Below are 20972 nucleotides of genomic sequence, written 5' to 3'. Positions count from 1 at the left end.
GTGGCGTTCTCCTTATCTTTCTTCTGTCTCTTCAGCGCAGGCGCGGGTTGAGCGCGTCGCGCAGCCAGTCGCCGAGCAGGTTCACGCTGAGCGCGATGAGCACCAGCATCAGGCCCGGGAACACCGTGATCCACCATTCGCCCGAGAACAGGTACTGGTTGCCGATGCTGATGAGCGTGCCCAGCGAAGGCGAAGTGGGCGGCACGCCGACGCCGAGGAAGGACAGCGTGGCCTCGGTGATGATGGCCGTGGCCACCTGGATCGTGGCGAGCACGGTCACCGGCCCCAGCACGTTGGGCAGCACGTGGCGCAGCATGATGCGCAGCGGCGCCACGCCGGTGACGCGCGCAGCCTGCACGTATTCCTTGTTGCGCTCCACCAGCGTGGAGCCGCGCACCGTGCGCGCGTACTGCACCCAGCCGGTCAGCGAGATGGAGATGATCAGCACGCCGAAGGCCAGCGATTCGTGCGCGCCGGGAAAGAGCGCTCGGCCGACGCCAGCGATGAGCAGCGCCACCAGGATGGGCGGGAACGACAGCATCACGTCGCACACGCGCATGAGGAAGGAATCGAGCCAGCCGCCGAAGAAGCCGGCCAGCAGCCCCAGCACCACGCCGACCACCACCGACAAGACCACCGACACCAGGCCGACGATCAGCGAAATGCGCGCGCCGTAGATGACGGCAGAGAGGATGTCGCGGCCCTGGTCGTCCGTGCCGAGCAGGTACTTGGAGGAGCCTTCGGCGCTCCATGCGGGCGGTAGCCGCGCGTCGCCGAGTTCGAGGGTGGCGAGGTCGAAGGGGTTGTGCGGAGAGACCCATCCTGCGAACACCGCGCAGAACACGCAGACCAGCGCGATCACCGCCGCGACCATGGCCACGGGCGATGTGCGAAAGCTGTAGCCGACATCGCTGTCGAGCCAGCGGGCGAGTGTTTTTTTCATCATGAGGCAAAAAGGAATGGGCCCGCAAGAAGCGGGCCCATGATCAGGCCGCCCTGTTCAACCAGCAAGCGGCCGGCGGCATCAGGGCTTGATGCTCATCCACTTGAAGTACATGAAGTTGTCGGCCAGTTGCACCAGCTCGACCTTCTTGCTCACGCCCCAGGCCAGCGACTGCTGGTGCAGCGGCAGGTGGCCGATGTCGTCGGAGTGGAGCTTGAAAGCCTCCTTGATCATCTCGTTGCGCTTGGTCTTGTCGGTTTCCGACTGGATCTTCTTGGTCAGCTCGTCGAGCTTGGGGTTGCAGTAGGCGCCCAGGTTGAACTGGCCGGTGCCCTTGTCGTCGGGGCAGGAAGTGAGCGAGCTCAGCGCGTTGTGCGCGTCGTAGGTGGTCGGGGTCCAGCCCAGCATGTAGAAGCTGGTGTCGCGGCGCAGCACCTTCGGGAAGTAGGTGCCCTTGGTCTCGGCCACGAGGTTGATCTTCACGCCGATCTTCGCGAGGTTGGAGGCCACGCTCTGGCAGATCTGGCCGTCGTTCACGTAGCGGTCGTTCGGGCAGTTGAGCGACACCTCGAAGCCGTTGGGGTAGCCGGCTTCGGTCAGCAGCTTCTTGGCGGCATCGACGTCGAAGGGCAGGCGCTTGTCCTGCTCGGCGCTCCAGCCGTTGATGCCGGGGCCGACCAGCAGGCCGGTGGGACGCGAGGCGCCACGCATCACGGTGCGCTGGATGCCGGCGATGTCGATGGCCTGATAGAAGGCCTGGCGAACACGCTTGTCCTTGAACGGGTTCTTGCCCTTGATGTTCGAGTACTGCAGCTCGTCGCGCTTCTGGTCCATGCCCAGGAAGATGGTGCGCAACTCGGGGCCGGTGATGACGCGGGCGTTGGGCGCGGCGTTGATGCGGGCGATGTCCTGCACCGGCACCGGTTCCATCACGTCGACTTCGCCGGAGACCAGCGCGGCCACGCGGGTGGCGGGGTTGGCGATGGGCGTGAAGACGATCTCCTGCGCGTTGCCTTCGATCTTGCCCCAGTAGGTGCCGTTGCGCGTGAACACGGTGCGCACGTTCGGCTGGCGCTCGCGCACGCGGAACGGACCGGTGCCGTTGGCCTTGAACGAGGCCGTGTTCTCGATGCCCTTGCGGCGGTCGACGGGCTTGGTGGCCTGGTTCTCCTCGCACCACTTCTTGCTCATGATCATGGTGAGCGAGATCACGTCGGGCAGGATGGGGAACGGACCGTTGGTCTCGATCTCGACGGCGAGATCGCCGACCTTGCGCACGGCCTTGATGTCGCTGAGCGTGGCGCGCAAGTCGGAGCCGTCGCCCTGGGCGCGGGCGAAGCTGAACACCACGTCGTCGGCGGTGAACGGCGTGCCGTCGTGGAAGACCACGCCCTTGCGCAGTTCGAAGCGCCAGACGTTCGGCGAGGTCTGCTTCCAGCTGGTGGCCAGCAGGGGGGCAAGGCTCAGGTCCTTGTTGCGTCCCACGAGGGTTTCATAGACGTTGGCCGTGACGCTCAGCTGCAGCGACTCGTTGAGCGAGTGCGGGTCCAGCGATAGCGCGTCCCCCTGGTTCGCGATGCGGATGGTCTGCGCGCCGGCGACCATGCTGACGGCGCTCAAGGCGCACAAAACGGCGGCCGCGGCCACATTCTTCTTGAAACTCATGGGAACACTCCTCGGGTTGGAATCAAACAAATCACGTCACCGCGGTGGCGGCGGCTTTCCCTGGCTGCGCACCGCGGGTAGCGGCAAGCGGCATGCCCTGCTCGATCAGGCCGGCGTGCAGCGCGGCGCCCAGCGGCAGGATCTCGTCATTGAAGTCGTAGCGGCTGTTGTGCAGGTACGCGCCCTCGCGCACGTCCTGGCCGATGCGCAGGTAGGCGCCGGCCTTCTTCTGCAGCATGAAAGAGAAGTCTTCGGCGCCCATGCTGGGCTCCATGCTGCGCTCGACGTTGCGCGCACCGACCAGCGACTCGGCCACGTCGGCCGCGAACATGGCCTCGGGCGCGGTGTTGATGGTGGCCGGATAGATGCGTTCGTACTTGATGCTGGCCGTGGCGCCAAAGCCCGAGGCTATGGCGGTGCACAGCTCGTTGAGCCGCTGCTCGACCTGCGCCTGCACGCGCGAGCTGAAGGTGCGCACGGTGCCGACCAGTGTTGCCTCTCCGGGCACCACGCTCATCGCGCCGAGGTCGCCCGCCTGCATCGCGCAGATGCTGATGACGGCCGCGTCGATCGGGCGCACGTTGCGCGAGACGATGGTCTGGGCCGCGGTGATGATGTGCGCCGCGACGATCACCGGGTCGACGGTCTGGTAGGCATGCGCGCCGTGGCCGCCCTTGCCCTTGATCTCGATGGTGATGCGGTCGGCCGCGGCCATCATCGCGCCGCGGTTGATGCCGACGGTGCCGGCCGGCATGGCGGGCCAGTTGTGCATCGCGTAGACGGCGTCGACCGGGAAGCGGTCGAACAGGCCGTCCTCGATCATCACGCGCGCGCCGGCGAAGCCTTCCTCGCCGGGCTGGAAGATGAGCACTGCCGTGCCGTCGAAATCGCGCGTCTCGGCCAGGTAGCGCGCGGCGCCGACCAGCATCGCCGTATGGCCGTCGTGGCCGCAGCCGTGCATGAGGCCGTCGCAGGCGGAGCGCCAGCCGAAGTCGTTGTCCTCGCGCATGGGCAGCGCGTCCATGTCGGCGCGCAGGCCGATCATGCGGCCGCTGGCCGTCGAACGGCCGCGGATGACGCCGACCACGCCGGTCTTGCCGATGCCTTCATGGATCTCGTCCACGCCGCAGGCACGCAGCGCTTCGCGCACGCGGCCGGAGGTGTAGACCTCCTCGAAGCCGAGCTCGGGGTGGGCGTGCAGGTCGCGGCGGAAGGCTGTGATCTCGGGATAGAAGTTCGCGATGTGCGCGAACGCGCGGCCGGAGGCCTTCAGGCGCGGGACCATGGGCGTGGCTGCCGCCATGTCAGTGCCCTCCCGCCTTGCCGACGCGCAGGCGCGGATCGACCACGAAGTACAGCAGGTCGACCACGAGGTTGATCACCACGAAGATCAGGGCGATGAGGCAGAGGTAGGCGGCCATCACCGGGATGTCGGCGAAGGTCACGGCCTGGATGAAGAGCAGGCCCATGCCGGGCCACTGGAACACCGACTCGGTGATGATGGCGAAGGCAATCAGGCCGCCGAGCTGCAGGCCGGTGATGGTCATCACGGGTACCAGCGTGTTCTTGAGCGCGTGGCCGAAGTGGATGGCACGGTTCGAGAGACCGCGGGCGCGCGCGAACTTGATGTAGTCGGTGCGCAGCACCTCGAGCATCTCAGCGCGCACCAGCCGCATGATCAGCGTGAGCTGGAAGATCGCCAGCGTCACCGCCGGCAGCACGATGTGCTGCCAGCCGTCGGCGCTGAAGAGGCCGCTGGTCCACCAGCCGATCTTCACCGTGTCGCCCCGGCCGAAGCTCGGGAACCAGCCCAGCGTGACGGCGAAGACGAGGATCAGCAGGATGCCGATCAGGAAGGTCGGCAGCGACACGCCGAGCAGCGACACGGTCATGAACACCTGGCTCATGAAGGTGCCGCGGCGCAGCGCGGTGTAGACGCCCATCGGGATGCCGATGAAGAGCGCCAGCACTGCGGCAACCAGCGCGAGCTCGAGCGTGGCTGGGAAGCGCTCGCCGATCAGTCGCGACACCTTCGCGCCCTGTCGCAGGCTCAGGCCGAACTCGCCCTGCGCCGCGTTCACGAGAAAGTGCCAGAACTGCACGAAGAAGGGTTGGTCGAGCCCCAATGCGGCGCGCAGCTCGCGGATCTGCTCGGGCTTGGCATCCTGGCCAAGAAGGAACACGACGGGATCGCCGACGTATTGGAAAAGGAGGAAGGCGATGAACGCGACCGCGATCATCACGATCACGGCCTGGATCAGGCGGCGCAGTACAAAGGCAATCATTCAGCAAGCAAAGTGAACGGGCATGCTAGCAGTGCAAGGTGCGTGCCCGCACGGTGGTTCCCCGGGGGTGCGCATCGTGCTTTCCCGGGGGATACGGCTCGGGGCAGGACGAAAAAAAGCCACTCGACTTTCGTCGAGTGGCTTTCGAGCTTTTCATCAGAAGCTGGCTTGCGCCAGCGTCAGATTAGAAAGCGTGACGGATACCGAAGTCGTAGCCGGTGGAGCTCTTCGGGGTGAAGGCGCCAGCGGTGTTGTTGTAGAACGACGGGCCACCAACGGTCAGGCCAGCACCGTTCTTGTTGCTGACGCGAGCGATCGTTGCGTACAGAGCCGTACGCTTCGACAGGTTGTGCACGTAGCCCAGAGCGATCTTGTTAGCCTTCGGATCGGCGTTGTTCACGGCGAACGGGTTGAACGGCAGGTTGTAGTCGTACTTGACGTGCGACCACGAAGCGCGGATCAGGCCAGCGCCGACCGGCACGGTCACGCCGAGCAGGTAGCCGGTCAGATCGACGTCGGGACGGCCGCCAGCCAGCGGGGTCACTTCGTAGTCGATCTTGTTCTTGGCCTTCGACAGTTCACCGAACAGCTTCACGGGACCGAAGTCATACGAAGCGCCCAGGTTCAGGGTGTTGACCTTGGTGGTCGTGCCAGCGTAGTAGTTGTCGCCAACCGTGCTGCTGCCGTAAGCCAGTGCAACGTCCAGAGGACCGTTTGCGTAGCCGAAGCGGCCACCGATGTAACGGCCTTGGCGCTGGCTGTTAGCAACGTCAGGCGTGTAGATGCCCGAGCTGTACTTGGTCTTCTCGGCAAAGCCGTACTGGACTTGGCCATAGAAGCCGCCCAGGTTCGGCGGCAGGAAGTAGCCAACCGTGTTGCTTGCGCGAACGTAGTTGCTCGAACCGACGTTGGTGATCGAACCGACGCTGGTAGCGGGGGTGCCGAAAGCGCCGAACGTGCCGTTGGCCGTCGAGATCAGGTTGGTACCAACGCCGTTGGTGCCGAACGGGTCGAACACGGTGTCGTTCCAGAACGTCGGGGTGTAGTCACGGCCCAGACGGATTTCACCGAAACCACCCGACAGGCTCACGGTCGAGCGACGAGCGAACGTTGCAACGCCTTCAGAGCCGTCGTCGTTCTTGATCGGGGCTTCGAGCCAGAAGCTGGCTGCCAGGCCACCACCCAGGTCTTCCGTACCACGGAAGCCCAGACGGCTGGAGTTGTAAGCCGAGTTAGCCAGTTCACGACGGCTGGTCTTGACCGAACCTTGGTTCAGGTAGACGGGGATGCCGAAAGCGTTGGGGAAAACGGTCGCGCGGTTGTCGCGCGCGGTGTTCGAGTAGCCGCTGATCGACGCGTCGACCACACCAAACAGCGTGACGGACGACTGAGCCGAGGCAACACCGGCAACAGCCAGGGCAGCCAGAGCAACTAGAGATTTTTTCATTGCAAGTTTCTCCAAGGTTAAACATAGGGCTCCGGTGCGAAGGGCTCACCGTGACTGGCACTTTTGTGCTCCCACCGGACCCCGGGCCAACCTCCTTTTGGGAAGTTGATGCTATTGCACCAGAGCCGCTGCGGCAGGGCAAAACAAATCGCCCGAAATCTTGGATGGCCCTCGCGTTTCGTTGCACGCCTGCAACAAAGGACTTATGCCCCGCAAAGCACCACAATGTGAAAAATCATGGGCCGCGGCGAGGCATCTCGCATGTGCGTTCAAATAGCCCCATGACGCTCATGATCGACTCAGTTCTGACCGCGGCGGACTCGGCGTTGCGCACGCTTTTTGCCCGTCCCCATGCAACCCGGGCGACTCCTGCCTCCCCTCAGGCAACGGGCGAGTTGAGCGAAGCAGATCGCCGGGAAGCCGGGGCGCTGATGCGAGTGAACCATGTCGGCGAGGTCTGCGCCCAGGCGCTGTACACGGCCCAGGCGGCCGTGGCACGCGATCCGGCACTGCGCGCTCACTTCATGGAGGCGGCACACGAAGAAACAGATCACCTCGCATGGACCCGGCAGCGACTGGATGAGTTGGGCGCCCGCCCGTCGATCCTGAATCCACTCTGGTATGCAGGCGCTTTCGGCCTCGGCCTGGTCGCGGGTCGCCTCGGGGATCCGTTGAGCCTGGGGTTCGTCGCGGAAACCGAGCGCCAGGTGGAGGCCCATCTGGACAGCCACCTCGACCGCCTCCCCCCTGGGGACAGTTCATCCAGGGCAGTTGTGGAGCAGATGAAGCTCGACGAAGCCCGCCACGCATCCCAGGCCGTCGACGCCGGCGCGGCGGAACTCCCGGCGCCGGCCAAGGCGCTGATGCGGGTGGCGTCCCGCGTGATGACCACGCTGGCGCACCGCATCTAGACCACCCGACTCAGGTTTCGACCAGGTCGAAACTGGTGGTGATCTCTGCCGTCTTTGCCAGCATGATGCTGGCGGAGCAGTAGGTTTCGTGGCTCAGGGCAATCGCGCGTTCCACGGCCGACGCCGGAATCCCCTTGCCCGCCACGGTGAAATGCATGTGGATTTTCGTGAAGACCTTGGGGTCTTTTTCGGCGCGCTCGCTGGTCAGCTTGACGCTGCAACGCTCGACGCGATGCCGCCCGCGCTTCAGGATGAGCACGACGTCATAGGCGGTGCACCCCCCGGTACCAGCCAGAACTGTCTCCATCGGCCTTGCCGCAAGATTCTGGCCGCCGTTCTCGGGCTTTGCGGCGTCAGGGGCGCCATCCATCATCAGGACGTGGCCGCTGCCGGTCTCGGCAACAAAGCCCATGGCCGATCGCGTGCCTGCGTCTCCGGTCCAACTTACTGTGCATTCCATGGTTTTTCGGGCTTCCAGGTGTTGGATGCAGGGCAAAATGCACGCCAGCATCCATTTATGTGTGGGAAAAGCATCACTCGCTTGTTGCAACGCAACAAACAGCCGATATACTTTATTTCATTGCGCAAACGTATGCGCACCCAGTTGTCTCCTCCACCCTTCCAATTGGTGGATTTAGCCCCGAGCTGCAAAGCTCGGGGCTTTTTTCTGCCCAACCCACCCCGGCCGGCCCGGAAACCACTCTAGTTTCCGCACCGGAAGGGCAGTTGCTCTGGCTGCCCTGGCTGTTGCCGGCGTTGCCTCGGCTCAGTCGTCCGTCACGCTGTTTGGTGTGGTCGACGCGTCGATCAGCGGTTACTCGTCCAGCTCGCGCGACCTGAAGCCTACCGTCCTGCGCAACAGCTTCGGCGCTCCCACCTATACGAACCAGGGCAGCGTGAAGGTTCGCCGCACCGCGCTGGTCAACTCCGGCTACAACTCCAGCCGCCTGGGCTTCCGCGGCACGGAAGACCTGGGTGGCGGCCTCGCAGCCAGCTTCTGGCTCGAAGCCCCCATCACCAACGACGACGGCGCCACCGGCGTTGCAAGCTTCGTACGTCGCTCAACCGTGAGCCTCTCGGGTGGCTTCGGCGAAATCCGACTGGGTCGCGACTACACGCCGACGTTCTGGAACGACACCGTGTTCGACCCGTTCGGCACCAACGGCGTCGGCGCCAACCTGATCAATACGGCCAACGGCTTCAACGCAGACACCTACGGAGCCAAGGACACCGGCGGCTTCGGCGGGAACCAGAACTATGCCCGCGCCAGCAACTCGATCGGCTATTTCCTGCCATCGAACCTCGGCGGCTTCTATGGCCAGGTGATGTACGCGTTCCACGAGAACGACAAGTACAGCAATGGCGGCTTCACTCCCAAGGACAGCGCAACTTCGAAGAGCCGCGCGGGCCGCTACATCGGTGGGCGCTTCGGCTATGCGAACGGCCCTCTGGACGTGGCGGTGTCTTACGGCAACAGCACGGTTGCCGATCAGTACTACGCAGGCACCACCGACTCGGTGAAGACCTTCAACCTGGGCGCTTCGTACGACTTCGGTCCTGTGAAGCTGTTCGGCGAACTGTCGCGCGCCAAGAACTCGCGCGACTACGAGGTCACGCCCGTCACCGGAGCTCGCCCCGACGTGGATCTGAACGGCTACCTGCTCGGCGTAACCGTACCCGTCGGCGCAGGGCTCATTCGTGCTTCCTACTCGGCCGTCAAGTACGACTACAACCGACCCGCCGTCCTCTTCACGCCGCGAGCAGCGGATCCGAGAGCCAACAAGCTGGCCCTGGGCTACGTGCACAACCTGTCCAAGCGCACGGCCCTCTACGCAACGATCGCTCGCGTCAGCAACAAGAACGGCGCAGCACTGACGGTAGGCGGCCCGGGTTTCTACAAGGCCTCGGAAGGCGTGTTCACGCCGAAGACCTCGACGGGCTACGACTTCGGCATTCGCCACGCCTTCTGATCGTCGTGCCTTTCACGCTTTCTGTTTGACCCCGATGCTGGCTCTCGCCAGTTCGACGCGGCAACAAAGCCTCAAGTCGCCCGGCCAATGCCGGGCGGCTTTTTTCTCTTTCCGCCCTTCAGCTCGCCCGGCTACGCCGGCTCTGCAGCAACCCCACATTCATTTCTCCGCTCAACACCGATGCGTAGAAACGCTCGACCATGTTGACGCTCGTACGTGCATTGCGCGCCAAGGTCAGCATGTCTATCCCTTGCCCGTACAGAAGCCGCAGCGTGATCGCGGTATGGCGCAAGCAATACAGCGTCCTCGATTGACCCAGTGGTCCTTTTTCGAGCCCTGCCTTCTCGAGCACCCAGTGAAAGAAGAAGTTGAGCACCGCGAGCGCGTGTTCGCGGTTCTTCAGCTGCGGCATGAAGACGTAGTCTTCCGCTCCACCGTATCCGTGCTCTTCTCGATAGGCGAGCAGACATTCATAGACCCGCACAGCCGGGCACAGGCTCACGATGGGCTGACTGTGCCGCTTGGTCTCCGGCAGGTTCATCCGCAGATAGACGTGCTTGCCGCGCACGACCTCGATGTGCTTGTGCTTCATGAACTTGATGTCGCTCGGACGCACGAAAGTGTTGACCATCCATCGGACAAGCCAGGGCAGTTCGTCTGGCATCACGAGCAGCTCGCGCGCAATCCAGAAACGCTCGCCAGCTCCGAGTTGATCGAGCACCGGATGCGAGTGTCCGCGCAAGCTGCGCGCGGTCCTGATGATCGCGCGGTACTCCGCAACGCTGAAGCTGCCGCGCGGCTGGCTGCGTACCTTGACCTTCGGAAACGCAGGCGCATCGCGGAGCACACCGATGTGCACGCCATGCATCACGACCTTGCGCAACAGCACCAGGTACTGGGCAATCGTCGTACTCGTGAAGCCCTGCTCCCCGAGGTGATCAATCAAGCGTTGCGCGTCGGCCGTTGCAAACGACTGCGCCGGCACATCGCCCAGCAACGGAACGATGTGCGCACGCAATCTGTTGCCCATCACCTGCCATGTGGCACGCCCAATTTCCTTTCGCTGAACGCGCGCGGCCTCCGCTTGCATCAGCCTCTTCGAAAGGTCCCTGACAGAAATTGATAACAGATTCTGCTCATTTGTAATTTGATCGGCGGTCGGATGAATCGCGGGATAGGTGCGTCCAAAAAATCCCGAATCATTTGCAGCTGGGGCTTTGTTGAAGAGGTTTATGACATTTGTGTCCATGTCATATCTCGCATGCAATCTCGATGCCTCTTATCATCGGCAGTTAGCAAATGAAAACTCCCTTGGAAAAAATCGTGCAAAACGCACCTCTTAAAACAGCGCTGACGCCCGCCGACTATCTCAGAAAAATACTTAACGCCCGGGTCTACGACGTTGCTGTCGAGTCCGCACTCGAGAAGGCACGCGCCCTTAGCGAACGGCTCGGCAGCACCGTTCTATTGAAGCGCGAAGACCAGCAACCGGTCTTCAGCTTCAAGCTTCGCGGTGCCTATAACAAGATGGCGCATTTGAGTCCCGCGCAATTGGCGAGCGGCGTGATTTGCGCGTCTGCAGGCAATCACGCGCAAGGCGTTGCATTGGGCGCGCGCAAGCTGGGCACTCGCGCCGTGATCGTGATGCCGGTGACAACACCCAAACTGAAAATCGATGCGGTGCGTGGTTTCGGCGGAGAAATCGTGCTGCATGGCGACAGCTATTCGGACGCCTATCTGCACGCACTCGAATTGCAGACGAAGCAGAACCTGACCTTCGTTCATCCTTTCGACGATCCCGATGTCATCGCAGGCCAGGGAACCATCGCCATGGAAATCCTGCGACAGCATCAAGGCCCGCTCGACGCGGTGTTCGTCGCGATCGGCGGAGGCGGCCTGATCTCCGGCGTCGCCAACTACATCAAGGCCGTGCGCCCCGAGGTCAAGGTGATCGGCGTGCAGATGAACGACTCCGACGCGATGATGCAATCGGTCGCGGCGCATCAGCGCGTGAACCTCCCCGACGTCGGCCTGTTCTCGGACGGCACTGCAGTCAAGCTCGTCGGCGAGGAAACCTTCCGCATCGCGAGCGACCTGGTCGACGACTACATCGCCGTCGACACCGACGCCGTTTGCGCCGCCATCAAGGACATCTTCGTGGACACGCGCAGCATCGTCGAACCCGCCGGTGCGCTGGCGGTTGCTGCCATCAAGGAATACGTCGCCCAACACGGTCGTCATGGCGAGACCTACGCGGCGATCCTGTGCGGCGCGAACATGAACTTCGACCGGCTGCGTTTCGTCGCCGAACGCGCCGAGGTCGGCGAGGAGCGCGAGGCGCTGTTCGCCGTCACCATCCCTGAAGAGCGCGGCAGCTTCCGCCGCTTCTGCGAACTGATCGGAGAGATGCCCGCGAGCGACTCTGAAGCTCCAGGCACCGGCGGCGGCGCACTGCGCAACGTGACCGAGTTCAACTACCGCATCAGCGATGCGGCGAAGGCCCACGTGTTCGTCGGCCTCACGACCTCGACGCGCGGCGAATCGGCCGTCATAGCGCGGACTTTCAACGAGCACGGGTTCGATGCGCTCGACCTCACGCACGATGAACTCGCGAAGGAGCATCTGCGCCACCTCGTGGGCGGCCGCACCGGCCTCGCGCACGACGAACGCCTGCTGCGCTTCGTGTTCCCCGAGCGGCCGGGCGCGCTGCTCAAGTTCCTGAGCCTGATGCAGCCGAGCTGGAACATCAGCCTGTTCCACTACCGCAACCAGGGCGCCGACTACGGCCGCATCCTCGTCGGCCTGCAGGTACCGGCCGCCGAATCCGCCGAGTTCGACGCCTTCCTCAAGACGCTGGGCTATCCCTACGTGGAGGAGACCGCCAACCCGGCGTACCGGCTCTTCCTGCAGGCCTGAAAAAGCAGAAGCCGGCGCAAGGCCGGCTTCCATCCTTCATCGGGAGACTGCTGCCTACTGGGCGGCAGCTTGTTGCGGCGGAGGCTCCGTCGTCGTCGATTGCTGCAACAGGCTACCGGACTGCGGTGGCTGCATCTGCTGCGGAGGCATTTGCGGCGGAGCAGCCACGGCCGGCATCGTCGCTGGCAAGGGCCCGGCCGGAACGGCCATCGGCATCGCCGGGCTCGACACGCTGATCGGCGCGCGCACCGGCAGCTGCAGCGTGAACGCCGCCGGTCCGTCGGCCTGCATGCCGATCGTCGCCGAGCGCAGGCCCACCGACTGCAGCACATAGCTCTCGCCGATCGTCGAGCCGACACGGAAAGGCCGCGGCGGCTTGCCATCGATGGAAATCAGTGCGGCACCCTGCTTCGAAGGGTCCGCCACCACGCCCGACAGCGCGAAGCGGCTGGCCGCCTCCGGGGCGACGGGTGCCGTGCGGGAGGCGGGCAGCACGCCCAGCAGCCGCGCCACCGAGTCCGAGTCCGCCGCCACCGAAGGCCGGGGCATCGTCGCAGCCGCCGCGACCACGTCGGTCGGCGAGGCCAGGCGAAGCGCCCAGAACACCGCGGCACCGGCCGCCAGCGCCCAAAGCCCCGTCGTTGCAAGTGGGGCATGCCAGCGGGCTGCGGAGTAAGGACTTGTCATGGCCGCGGATTATCATGCAGCGCGCCTTCCGAATCATGTCCGCACAAGCTATGAACAAATTCCTCCGTGCCGCTACCCGTACCGCCCAACGCGGCTTCACGCTGATCGAACTGATGGTGGTGCTGGTCATCATCGGCGTGCTGGCGGCGCTCATCGTGCCGAACGTGATCGAGCGCGCCGACGACGCCCGCGTGACGGCAGCCCGGACCGACATCAACAACCTGATGCAGGCGCTCAAGCTCTACCGCCTGGACAACCAGCGCTATCCCACCGCCGAGCAGGGCCTGCAGGCGCTGCTCACGCGCCCCACCGCCGGCCCGGCCGCGCCCAACTGGAAGGCCTACGTCGAGAAGCTGCCCAACGACCCCTGGGGCCATCCGTACCAGTACATGAACCCTGGCATCAAGGGCGAGATCGACGTGTTCTCGTTCGGCGCCGACGGCCAGAGCGGCGGCGAGGGCAAGAATGCCGACATCGGCAGCTGGCAATAGCGGCAAGGGCTCGCCGCCCGACAACCCGCAGCCACGCTCCCAGAGCCACCACCGGGCCGGCGGCTTCACGCTGCTGGAGCTGATCGTGGTGATCGCCATCATCGCGATCGCCACCGCCGCCGTGAGCTTCGCCATACGCGACACCAGCGCCGCCAATCTCGACCGCGAGGCCGACCGCCTCGCGGCCCTGCTCGAATCGGCCCGCGCCCAGTCGCGCGCCAGCGGCATCGTGGTGAGGTGGCGGCCGGTCGAGGGCAGCTTCAGGTTCGACGGCCTCCTGCCCGGCTCGCTGCCCGATGGCTGGGCCGCCGAGGGCATCACCGCGCAGGCCTCGCTCGCCAACGGCACGCTGGTTCCCGCGCTGCAGCTCGGGCCCGACCCCATCATCGCGGCGCAGCAGGTCATGCTCCATTCCGCCGGACCGCCCGCGCGGGCGCTGCGCGTCTCGACCGACGGGGTGCGCCCCTTCACCGTTTCGGCGGTCCAGTGACATGAGCGCACGACGACGCCCTCCTGCTTCGCCCTCGCGCATCGGCGGCTTCACGCTGATCGAAGTGCTGATCGCGCTCGGCATCGTCGCGATCGCGCTGGCCGCGGGCTCCCAGGCCACCATGTCGCTCACGCGCAACGCGCAGCGCCAGTCCGACCTCGTGCTGGCCGACCTGTGCGCCGAGAACGAACTCGCCAAGGCCCGCCTCTCGAGGCAGATGCCGGCGGTGGGCGACTCCGGATCCATCTGCCTGCAGGCCGGCGTCTCGTTCAACGTGACCACCTCGACCATCCCGACGCTCAACCCGAACTTCCGGCGCGTCGACGTGCAGGTGCGCGACGAGGCCGACTGGCCGATCCTGCGCATCTCCACCGTGGTGGGGAGGTACTGATCGATGCGGCAACACGCTGGCGTCCGCGCCAATCGCGGCTTCACGCTGATCGAGCTGCTCGTCGCCATCGCGGTGATGGCGCTGCTCTCGCTCGTGAGCTGGCGGGGGCTCGAGAGCATGTCGCGCGCCACCACGCACAACCAGCAGCGCGCCGATGCAGTGCTCACTCTGCAGGCCACGCTCGCGCAATGGGGCGCCGACCTCGACGCAGTGACCACGCTCGCGCAGACCCGCCCCGTCGACTGGGACGGCCGAGTGCTGCGGCTCACGCGCCGCGGCAGCGACGACACGGCGCCGTCGGTGCAGGTGGTGGCATGGACGCTGAAGTCCGGCCCCGACGGCGTGCGCTGGCGGCGCTGGCAATCGCTGCCGTTCACCACGCGCGGCGAATGGCAGCAGGCCTGGAACCTCGCGGCCGCCTGGGCGCAGGACGGCGGCGCGGGCTCGAACGGCGGCTACAGCGACGTGGCTCTGGTGCCGGCCAACAGCTGGCAGATCTTCTTCTTCCGCGACAACAGCTGGGTGCCGGCCAGCCAGCTGCCCGTGACCCAGCCCAACCCCAACAACCCCTCGGGCCCCATCGTCGCCATGCCCGACGGCGTGCGCCTCGTCATCACGCTGCCGCCGGGCGAAGGCCTCTCGGGCACGCTCACGCGCGACTGGGTCAAGCCGACCGTGGGGGCGCCGAAGACGTCATGACAGCGCACAGCAAGAAGCAGCGGCAAGGAGGGCGCCAGTCGGGCGCCGCCCTGCTCGCCGCGATGCTGACCGTGATGCTCGTGGCCACCTTCGCCGCCGCGGCGCTGTGGCAGCAATGGCGCTCGGCCGAGGTCGAAGGCGCCGAGCGCGCACGCGTGCAGGCCGCCTGGGTGCTGATCGGCGCGCTCGACTGGTCGCGCCTCATCCTCGGGGAGGACGGCCGCGCCGGCGGCCCCGACCACCTGGGCGAGCCCTGGGCCGTTCCGCTGGAGGAAGCGCGGCTCAACAGCTTTCTCTCGGCCGAGAAGAACGTGGCCAGCGACAACCTCGAAGGACTGCCCGACGCCTTCCTCTCGGGCCGCATCGTCGATGCGCAATCCAAGCTCAACGTGCTCGCGCTGGTCGACAACGGCAAGCCGTCGCCCGCGGGCGTTGCCACCTTCACCCGGCTGTTCAACCTGCTGGGCCTGCCCGCGTCGGAACTCAGCCTGATGACCACGCGCCTCGCGGCGGCCCTTGCCACGGGCACCTCGACCGACGGCAGCGGTGGTGGTGACGGTGGGGGCGACTCCGGTGCCGCGCCGCTGCTGCCGCAGCAGGTTTCGCAGCTGGTGTGGCTGGGCCTCTCACCGTCCACCGCCTCGGCGCTCGAGCCGTACGTGACGATCCTGCCGGTGAAGACCACGCTCAACCTCAACACCGCGAGCGCCGAGGCCATCAGCGCGAGCATGGAGTCGCTCAACATCGCGAGCGCGCGCCAGTTGGTGGACCGCCGCTCGCGCACCTTCTTCAAGGACATCGCCGCCGCCAATGCCGCGCTGCCCAGCGGCACCGCCCCATTCAACGCAGCCCAGCACGGCGTGGGCACCCAGTTCTTCGAGGTCTACGGCAAGCTGCGGCTCGATCGCACCTACGTGGAGGAACGCTCGTTGCTACAGCGAAGCGGTGTCACGGTGACGACGATCTGGCGCACACGCGGCGCCGGCGCAACGAACACTCCGGTCAAACCCTGATTTCGATGCATTATTTGTAGCCAAAAAGCCTTCTAGAGCGCGTCACATCAGCGTGATACGCTATGAAAAACAGAGCGCCACCATGTCAGACGCGCACCTACAATCACCGGCTTTTCCAAGATCCACATGACTCCCCTGCTGCTCATTGCTCCCCTCCCTCCGGCCGATGCCGCGGGCGAGTACGACTGGGCCCAGGCAGGCGACGACGGCATTGCATTGCGCAACCAGGGCCGTGCGTTGCTGGCGCTGCTGCCCTCGAGCGCGGAGGTCATGCTCGGCATTCCTTCCGCGGCTCTCTCGTGGCACCGAGTGACGCTGCCCAAGGGCAGCATGGGCAGTGCGTCGAAGCTGCGTGCAGTGCTCGACGGCCTGCTGGAGGAACACCTGCTCGACGAACCCGAAGCCCTGCACTTCGCGCTCGAGCCCGATGCCAAGGCCGGCGCACCCGTGTGGGTCGCGGCCTGCAACCGCATCTGGCTGCGCAGCTTGGTGCAGGGGCTCGAGGCCGCCGGCCGTCGCGTGGTGCGCATCGTCCCCGAATTCGCGCCGCAGCCGGCCGACGGTCCGCCGATGCTGCTGGTCACCGGCGAGCCCGAGGCACCTCGGCTTACGGTGTGCGACGCCGACGGCGTGGTCTCGCTGCCGCTGGCCGGCGCGGGCGTGGCGCTGTCGGACGGCCTTCCGCTCGACACCGCGGTGATCACAACCGAACCCGCCGTCGCCGAAGCCGCCGAGCACCTGCTGCAGCGCCGCGTGCCCATCGTGCAGTCGCCGCAGCGCTGGCTGCAGGCCGCGCGCACGCCCTGGGAACTCGCCCAGTTCGATCTCGCGGTGACCGGCCGCGCGCGCGCCGGCAAGAAATTCGCATCGGTGGTGCAGACGCTGCGCTACGCGCCCGAGTGGCGCGCAGCGCGCTGGGGCGTGGTCGCCCTGCTGCTCACCCAGCTCATCGGCCTGAACGCCTGGGCCTGGAAGGAACGCAACGCGCTCGAATCGAAGCGCCAGGCCGCCAAGGCGATGCTGACGGCGACCTTCCCCTCGGTGAGGGTCGTGGTCGACGCGCCACTGCAGATGCAGCGCGAGGTCGCCTCGCTGCAGCAGGCCGTGGGCGACGTGGCGAACAGCGACTTCGAACCCATGGTCGGCGCGCTCGCCGCAGTCCTCCCTCCCGGCAAGGTGCCGAGCGCCGTCGACTACAACGCAGGCCAGCTGCGCCTGCGCGGGCTCGGACTGCAGCCGTCGGAGGTCTCGCAGATCACCGGCGCGATGGCGCCGCGCGGCTACAACGTGCGCACCGAGGGCGACCTCCTGCTGGTACAGGCCGAGGCCAACCGATGAACTTCAGCGAACAGCTCAAGGCCCGCTGGGCCACCCTGGAAGCGCGCGAGCGCCGCATGGTCTACGCCGCCGCCGCGCTCGTGGCGCTGGCGCTGCTGTGGTGGATAGCGCTCGCTCCCGCGCTGCGCACGCTGTCGGCTGCGCCTGCCGAGCATGCGCGGCTCGACGCGCAGCTGCAGCAGATGGCCACCCTGCAGGCCCGCGCGAAGGCGCTGCAGTCGCAGCCCCGCCTGAACCGCGACGACGCGCTGCGCGCGCTCGAGACCTCGGTTCGCGAAGGCCTGGGCACCAGCAATGCGCAACTCATGGCATCCGGCGGCGACGGCGCCGCCACAGTCTCGCTGCGCGGGGCACCCGCCTCCACCGTCGCGCAATGGCTCGGCCAGGCACGCGGCAATGCGCACGCGGTGCCGCGAGAAGTCCACCTGACCCGCGCACCGGCCTCGACCTCGGCATCGCCGCCGCCATCGTCGCCCGCAGCCAAGGACGCACCGAAGACGCCGCCCGTCCGCTGGGACGGCACCGTCGTCATGGCGCTGCCCGCGGCGCGATGAGCAGCAACAAGCGCCCCGAATGCTGAGCCGCACACCCATCCCCGAAGCCCGACCGCGCCGCGGCTGGCGCTGGGCGCTGCTCGGCGCCGCCATCGGCCTGCTGCTGGCGGTGGTGCTGTTCGCGCCGGCGCGCTGGCTGTCGGCGGCGCTGTCGAGCTGGAGCCAGGGCCGCCTGGTGCTGGCCAACCCGCGCGGCACCGTCTGGAACGGCACGGCCGCGGTGGTCCTCGCCAGCGGCGCGGGCGGTACGCAGGCGGTGTCGCTGCCCGGCCTGGTGCACTGGCGCATGCGCCCCGGCTTCAGCGGCATCTCCGCCAGCCTCGACCTGCAATGCTGCGCCGCGCAGCCGCTCGAACTCAAGGCCAGCCCGCGCGCGGGCGGCATGCAACTCGCCTGGCAGGACAGCCGCTCGCGCTGGCCCGCCACCCTGCTCACGGGCCTGGGCGCGCCGTGGAACACGCTCAAGCTCGAAGGCGCGCTCGACCTCACAACCAAGGCCTTCTCGATGCAGTGGGACGGCCCGGCGCTGCGCATCGCCGGCCAGGCCACGCTCGACGCCACCGATGTTTCCTCCAGCCTGTCGACCCTGCGGCCGATGGGCAGCTACCGGCTCACGCTCGAAGGCGGAAGCCGCCCCACGCTGCTGCTGAGCACGCGCGAGGGCAGCCTCGAGCTGAACGGCAGCGGCAGCTGGAACGGCACCTCCTTCCGTTTCAACGGCGAAGCCAGTGCCGCGCCCGGCCGCGAAGACGCTCTTTCCAATTTGTTGAACATCATCGGGCGGCGCGACAACGCGCGTTCGATCATCACCCTGGGTTGATCCTCATGATGAAGCCACTGTTTTCGACCGGCACCGTCGCACTCGCCGTGCGCGTGCTGATCGCCGCCACGTTCCTGCAGGGCGCGCCGCTCGCGTTCGCGCAGACCGGCGACGCGCCACGCCGCGGCGAGCCGATCACGCTGAACTTCTCCAACGCCGACATCGAGGCCGTGGCCCGCACCATGGCTGTGGTCACCGGCCGCGACGTGGTGGTCGACCCGCGCGTGAAGGGCACGATGAACCTGGTGACCGACCGCGCCATCCAGCCGGCGGCCGCCTTCAACCAGTTCGCTTCGGCGCTGCGCCTGCAGGGCTTCGCGGTGGTGGAGGCCGACGGTCTCTACAAGGTGGTGCCCGAGGCCGACGCCAAGCTGCAGAGCAGCACCGTCAACACCTCCATCAGCGCCACGGCGTCCAGCGGCAGCAACCAGATCGTCACGCAGATCTTCCGCCTCAACTACGAGTCGCCGAACAACCTGCTGCCGGTGCTGCGCCCGCTGATCCCGCCGAACAACACCATCAACGTGAACCCGGGCAACAACTCGCTCGTGATCACCGACTACGCGGACAACATGCGCCGGCTGGCGCGCATCATCGCGTCGCTCGACGTGCCGAACGCCTCCGACATCGAGGTCATCCAGCTCAAGCACTCGGTCGCCACCGACATGGTGCCGCTGGTGCAGCGGCTGGTCGACGGCGGCGGCTCCGGCGCTCCCGGCACGGCGGCGGCCCCGGGCGCGGCCGATGCGTCGTTCCGCACCACCCTGATGGCCGACCCGCGCAGCAACTCGCTGATCCTGCGCGCGGCCAACCCGGCGCGCGTGGCGCTGGTGCGCACGCTGGTCGACAAGCTCGACCGCCCCGCCGCCGAAAGCAGCAACGGCGCGGCCGGCAACATCTACGTGGTCTACCTGAAGAACGCCGACGCAGTGCGCCTGGCGGCCACGCTGCGCGCTGCGATGGCCGCGAACCAGGTGAGCACCACGCCGGGCACGCCTGGCGCCACCGGCAGCGCGGCGCCGCAGCAGAGCGCGCCGCAGGCCATGCAGGTGAACCTGAACAGCGGCAGCCAGTCCGGCGCCTCGGCCGCCGCCAGCGCTCCGCTCAACAACGCCAACCAGCCTTCCACGGGCGGCCAGATCCAGGCCGACCCGTCGACCAACTCGCTGATCATCACCGCGCCCGAACCGCAGTACCGCCAGATGCGCGCGGTGATCGACAGGCTCGACGGCCGGCGCGCCCAGGTCATGATCGAGGCGCTGATCGTCGAGGTGAGCGACACGGCCGCCGCGAAGTTCGGCGTGCAGTGGCAGAGCGCGCTGGGCAACAACGCTGTGCTCGGCACCAACTCATCGGTGGCCGGCGCCAACCTGCTGACGCTGACCCAGGCACTGGCCACGCGCAATGCCTCCGGCCTGGCCGGCGCGATCACGCCCGGCATGAACCTCGGCATCGCCGGCAAGGTCGGCGGCCAGTACATCCTGGGTGCGATCGCCAGCTTCTTCGACAGCGACAAGGACGCCAACGTGCTGTCCAAGCCCAACCTGCTGACGCTGGACAACGAAGAGGCCAAGATCGTGATCGGCCAGAACGTGCCCTTCGTCACCGGCCAGTACGCCAGCACCTCGGGCTCGGTCGGCGTCAACCCGTTCACCACCGTCGAGCGCAAGGACGTCGGCCTCACGCTGCGCGTGCGCCCGACCATCAACGAGAACGGCACCGTGAAGCTGACGATCTTCCAGGAGACGTCCACGGTCGACCAGAACACCGCCAACAACCAGAACGGCCCCACCACCAACAAGCGCTCGATCGAATCGAGCGTGCTGGTGGAAGACGGCGGCCTCGTCATGCTCGGCGGCCTGCTGTCGGACACCTACGGCAACACGATCGAGAAGGTGCCGCTCGCGGGCGACATTCCCGTGCTCGGCAACCTGTTCAAGAGCCAGGCCCGCACACGCGAGAAGATCAACCTCATGATGTTCCTGCGCCCCGCGGTGATGCGCGATGCCGCTGCCACCGAGGCCTTCTCGTACGACCGCTACGACGAGATCCGCGGCATGCAGCAGCGCTCGCAGCCCGACACCTCGAACGTGATGCTGCGCGGCGTGGACGGCTCGAACATCCTGCCCGAGCTGGCGCCTCCGGCACGCACGACGGCCCCCACGTCGTCGAATTCGTCGGCCGCGACCGTCTCGCGCGGCGGCTCGCGCCTCGAAGGCACCCAGCTGATCCCGCCGTCGCAGCCCGCGGCGGACACCCGCAAGCTGGCGCCGAGCCCGCTGCGCGGCGCCCTGCCCCCCACCGCCGACCCGGTGAGCTCGCGGGAAATGCCTTGATACTGACCTGATGTCC

At 66.6% G+C, this 20972-nt stretch carries 20 protein-coding genes; 12 read left to right on the top strand and 8 right to left on the bottom strand.

Annotation, left to right across the window (positions count from 1 at the left end; translation table 11 throughout):
• Nucleotides 1-31: 31 nt before the first annotated feature.
• The 5 genes from EJP69_RS10220 to EJP69_RS10200 form a co-directional block, all read right to left on the bottom strand.
• The gene (locus tag EJP69_RS10220; protein WP_126471057.1) at nucleotides 32-943 is read right to left on the bottom strand and encodes an ABC transporter permease; all 912 of its coding nucleotides are present in this window, start codon (nucleotides 941-943) and stop codon (nucleotides 32-34) included.
• An 81-nt stretch (nucleotides 944-1024) separates the two neighbouring features.
• Complete coding sequence (locus EJP69_RS10215) at nucleotides 1025-2608, bottom strand: ABC transporter substrate-binding protein (RefSeq protein ID WP_093196616.1); 1584 nt, start codon at nucleotides 2606-2608, stop codon at nucleotides 1025-1027.
• Between the two features lie 31 nt (nucleotides 2609-2639).
• Nucleotides 2640-3911 carry a M20 aminoacylase family protein gene (locus EJP69_RS10210; RefSeq protein WP_126469852.1) on the bottom strand — a complete coding sequence of 424 codons (1272 nt, stop codon included), beginning with the start codon at nucleotides 3909-3911 and terminating at the stop codon, nucleotides 2640-2642.
• A 1-nt stretch (nucleotide 3912) separates the two neighbouring features.
• Nucleotides 3913-4893 carry an ABC transporter permease gene (locus EJP69_RS10205; RefSeq protein WP_093196620.1) on the bottom strand — a complete coding sequence of 327 codons (981 nt, stop codon included), beginning with the start codon at nucleotides 4891-4893 and terminating at the stop codon, nucleotides 3913-3915.
• A 184-nt stretch (nucleotides 4894-5077) separates the two neighbouring features.
• A complete protein-coding gene (locus EJP69_RS10200) occupies nucleotides 5078-6340 on the bottom strand; it encodes a porin (RefSeq protein ID WP_126469850.1) in 1263 nt (420 codons plus the stop codon).
• A 281-nt stretch (nucleotides 6341-6621) separates the two neighbouring features.
• Here EJP69_RS10200 and coq7 point away from each other — a divergent pair, with 281 nt between their 5' ends.
• Nucleotides 6622-7251: a 2-polyprenyl-3-methyl-6-methoxy-1,4-benzoquinone monooxygenase gene (gene coq7 / locus EJP69_RS10195; RefSeq protein WP_126469848.1), complete on the top strand. Its 630-nt coding sequence runs from the start codon at nucleotides 6622-6624 to the stop codon at nucleotides 7249-7251.
• A gap of 10 nt (nucleotides 7252-7261) precedes the next feature.
• Here the strand turns inward: coq7 and EJP69_RS10190 are convergent, their stop codons facing one another.
• Complete coding sequence (locus EJP69_RS10190) at nucleotides 7262-7711, bottom strand: OsmC family protein (RefSeq protein ID WP_126469846.1); 450 nt, start codon at nucleotides 7709-7711, stop codon at nucleotides 7262-7264.
• 271 nt (nucleotides 7712-7982) lie between these two features.
• Here EJP69_RS10190 and EJP69_RS10185 point away from each other — a divergent pair, with 271 nt between their 5' ends.
• Nucleotides 7983-9221: a porin gene (locus EJP69_RS10185; protein ID WP_126469844.1), complete on the top strand. Its 1239-nt coding sequence runs from the start codon at nucleotides 7983-7985 to the stop codon at nucleotides 9219-9221.
• A gap of 118 nt (nucleotides 9222-9339) precedes the next feature.
• Here EJP69_RS10185 and EJP69_RS10180 read toward each other — a convergent pair whose 3' ends face one another.
• Complete coding sequence (locus EJP69_RS10180; protein WP_126469842.1) at nucleotides 9340-10470, bottom strand: hypothetical protein; 1131 nt, start codon at nucleotides 10468-10470, stop codon at nucleotides 9340-9342.
• Between the two features lie 50 nt (nucleotides 10471-10520).
• Between EJP69_RS10180 and ilvA the strand changes: the two genes are divergently transcribed.
• Nucleotides 10521-12137, top strand: coding sequence for a threonine ammonia-lyase, biosynthetic (gene ilvA, locus EJP69_RS10175; RefSeq protein ID WP_093196632.1), 1617 nt, complete (start codon nucleotides 10521-10523; stop codon nucleotides 12135-12137).
• Nucleotides 12138-12191: 54 nt separating this feature from the next.
• Here the strand turns inward: ilvA and EJP69_RS10170 are convergent, their stop codons facing one another.
• Entirely contained in the window at nucleotides 12192-12824 is a 633-nt protein-coding gene (locus EJP69_RS10170) for a hypothetical protein (protein WP_126469840.1), read from the bottom strand.
• 50 nt (nucleotides 12825-12874) lie between these two features.
• Here EJP69_RS10170 and gspG point away from each other — a divergent pair, with 50 nt between their 5' ends.
• The 9 genes from gspG (at nucleotide 12875) to gspD (ending at nucleotide 20956) form a co-directional block, all read left to right on the top strand.
• Nucleotides 12875-13315, top strand: coding sequence for a type II secretion system major pseudopilin GspG (gspG, locus tag EJP69_RS10165; RefSeq protein ID WP_093196636.1), 441 nt, complete (start codon nucleotides 12875-12877; stop codon nucleotides 13313-13315).
• Complete coding sequence (locus EJP69_RS10160; RefSeq protein ID WP_126469838.1) at nucleotides 13290-13805, top strand: prepilin-type N-terminal cleavage/methylation domain-containing protein; 516 nt, start codon at nucleotides 13290-13292, stop codon at nucleotides 13803-13805. Before gspG ends, EJP69_RS10160 begins: the two co-directional genes overlap by 26 nt.
• A 1-nt stretch (nucleotide 13806) precedes the next feature.
• Nucleotides 13807-14196, top strand: coding sequence for a type II secretion system minor pseudopilin GspI (gspI, locus tag EJP69_RS10155; RefSeq protein ID WP_093196640.1), 390 nt, complete (start codon nucleotides 13807-13809; stop codon nucleotides 14194-14196).
• A 3-nt stretch (nucleotides 14197-14199) separates the two neighbouring features.
• Nucleotides 14200-14895, top strand: coding sequence for a PulJ/GspJ family protein (locus EJP69_RS10150; RefSeq protein WP_126469835.1), 696 nt, complete (start codon nucleotides 14200-14202; stop codon nucleotides 14893-14895).
• Nucleotides 14892-15908 carry a type II secretion system minor pseudopilin GspK gene (gene gspK, locus EJP69_RS10145; RefSeq protein WP_126469833.1) on the top strand — a complete coding sequence of 339 codons (1017 nt, stop codon included), beginning with the start codon at nucleotides 14892-14894 and terminating at the stop codon, nucleotides 15906-15908. Before EJP69_RS10150 ends, gspK begins: the two co-directional genes overlap by 4 nt.
• 126 nt (nucleotides 15909-16034) lie before the next feature.
• Nucleotides 16035-17246 carry a type II secretion system protein GspL gene (gene gspL, locus EJP69_RS10140; protein ID WP_093196646.1) on the top strand — a complete coding sequence of 404 codons (1212 nt, stop codon included), beginning with the start codon at nucleotides 16035-16037 and terminating at the stop codon, nucleotides 17244-17246.
• Complete coding sequence (gene gspM, locus EJP69_RS10135; RefSeq protein WP_126469831.1) at nucleotides 17243-17800, top strand: type II secretion system protein GspM; 558 nt, start codon at nucleotides 17243-17245, stop codon at nucleotides 17798-17800. The genes gspL and gspM overlap by 4 nt, the downstream gene beginning before the upstream one ends.
• 19 nt (nucleotides 17801-17819) lie before the next feature.
• The gene (gene gspN / locus EJP69_RS10130; protein ID WP_126469829.1) at nucleotides 17820-18620 is read left to right on the top strand and encodes a type II secretion system protein N; all 801 of its coding nucleotides are present in this window, start codon (nucleotides 17820-17822) and stop codon (nucleotides 18618-18620) included.
• A 5-nt stretch (nucleotides 18621-18625) separates the two neighbouring features.
• Nucleotides 18626-20956 (top strand): type II secretion system secretin GspD, encoded by a 2331-nt coding sequence (gene gspD, locus EJP69_RS10125; RefSeq protein WP_126469827.1) that lies wholly within the window; start codon nucleotides 18626-18628, stop codon nucleotides 20954-20956.
• The last annotated feature ends 16 nt before the right edge of the window (nucleotides 20957-20972 follow it).

It is taken from the genome of Variovorax gossypii, from assembly GCF_003965815.1.
Classification (GTDB): domain Bacteria; phylum Pseudomonadota; class Gammaproteobacteria; order Burkholderiales; family Burkholderiaceae_C; genus Variovorax; species Variovorax gossypii.
This window is presented reverse-complemented; position numbering and strand designations above follow the sequence as displayed.

What these genes read in the sequence shown, in the direction of transcription:
- gspN (WP_126469829.1), top strand. Translation starts at nt 17,820, where the DNA reads ATGCTGAGCCGCACACCCATCCCCGAAGCCCGACCGCGCCGCGGCTGG.
- EJP69_RS10180 (WP_126469842.1), bottom strand. Translation starts at nt 10,470, where the DNA reads ATGGACACAAATGTCATAAACCTCTTCAACAAAGCCCCAGCTGCAAAT.
- gspK (WP_126469833.1), top strand. Translation starts at nt 14,892, where the DNA reads ATGACAGCGCACAGCAAGAAGCAGCGGCAAGGAGGGCGCCAGTCGGGC.
- EJP69_RS10205 (WP_093196620.1), bottom strand. Translation starts at nt 4,893, where the DNA reads ATGATTGCCTTTGTACTGCGCCGCCTGATCCAGGCCGTGATCGTGATG.
- EJP69_RS10210 (WP_126469852.1), bottom strand. Translation starts at nt 3,911, where the DNA reads ATGGCGGCAGCCACGCCCATGGTCCCGCGCCTGAAGGCCTCCGGCCGC.
- gspM (WP_126469831.1), top strand. Translation starts at nt 17,243, where the DNA reads ATGAACTTCAGCGAACAGCTCAAGGCCCGCTGGGCCACCCTGGAAGCG.
- EJP69_RS10150 (WP_126469835.1), top strand. Translation starts at nt 14,200, where the DNA reads ATGCGGCAACACGCTGGCGTCCGCGCCAATCGCGGCTTCACGCTGATC.
- gspG (WP_093196636.1), top strand. Translation starts at nt 12,875, where the DNA reads ATGAACAAATTCCTCCGTGCCGCTACCCGTACCGCCCAACGCGGCTTC.
- gspI (WP_093196640.1), top strand. Translation starts at nt 13,807, where the DNA reads ATGAGCGCACGACGACGCCCTCCTGCTTCGCCCTCGCGCATCGGCGGC.
- EJP69_RS10190 (WP_126469846.1), bottom strand. Translation starts at nt 7,711, where the DNA reads ATGGAATGCACAGTAAGTTGGACCGGAGACGCAGGCACGCGATCGGCC.
- gspD (WP_126469827.1), top strand. Translation starts at nt 18,626, where the DNA reads ATGATGAAGCCACTGTTTTCGACCGGCACCGTCGCACTCGCCGTGCGC.
- coq7 (WP_126469848.1), top strand. Translation starts at nt 6,622, where the DNA reads ATGACGCTCATGATCGACTCAGTTCTGACCGCGGCGGACTCGGCGTTG.
- EJP69_RS10160 (WP_126469838.1), top strand. Translation starts at nt 13,290, where the DNA reads ATGCCGACATCGGCAGCTGGCAATAGCGGCAAGGGCTCGCCGCCCGAC.
- EJP69_RS10170 (WP_126469840.1), bottom strand. Translation starts at nt 12,824, where the DNA reads ATGACAAGTCCTTACTCCGCAGCCCGCTGGCATGCCCCACTTGCAACG.
- ilvA (WP_093196632.1), top strand. Translation starts at nt 10,521, where the DNA reads ATGAAAACTCCCTTGGAAAAAATCGTGCAAAACGCACCTCTTAAAACA.
- EJP69_RS10220 (WP_126471057.1), bottom strand. Translation starts at nt 943, where the DNA reads ATGAAAAAAACACTCGCCCGCTGGCTCGACAGCGATGTCGGCTACAGC.
- gspL (WP_093196646.1), top strand. Translation starts at nt 16,035, where the DNA reads ATGACTCCCCTGCTGCTCATTGCTCCCCTCCCTCCGGCCGATGCCGCG.
- EJP69_RS10200 (WP_126469850.1), bottom strand. Translation starts at nt 6,340, where the DNA reads ATGAAAAAATCTCTAGTTGCTCTGGCTGCCCTGGCTGTTGCCGGTGTT.
- EJP69_RS10215 (WP_093196616.1), bottom strand. Translation starts at nt 2,608, where the DNA reads ATGAGTTTCAAGAAGAATGTGGCCGCGGCCGCCGTTTTGTGCGCCTTG.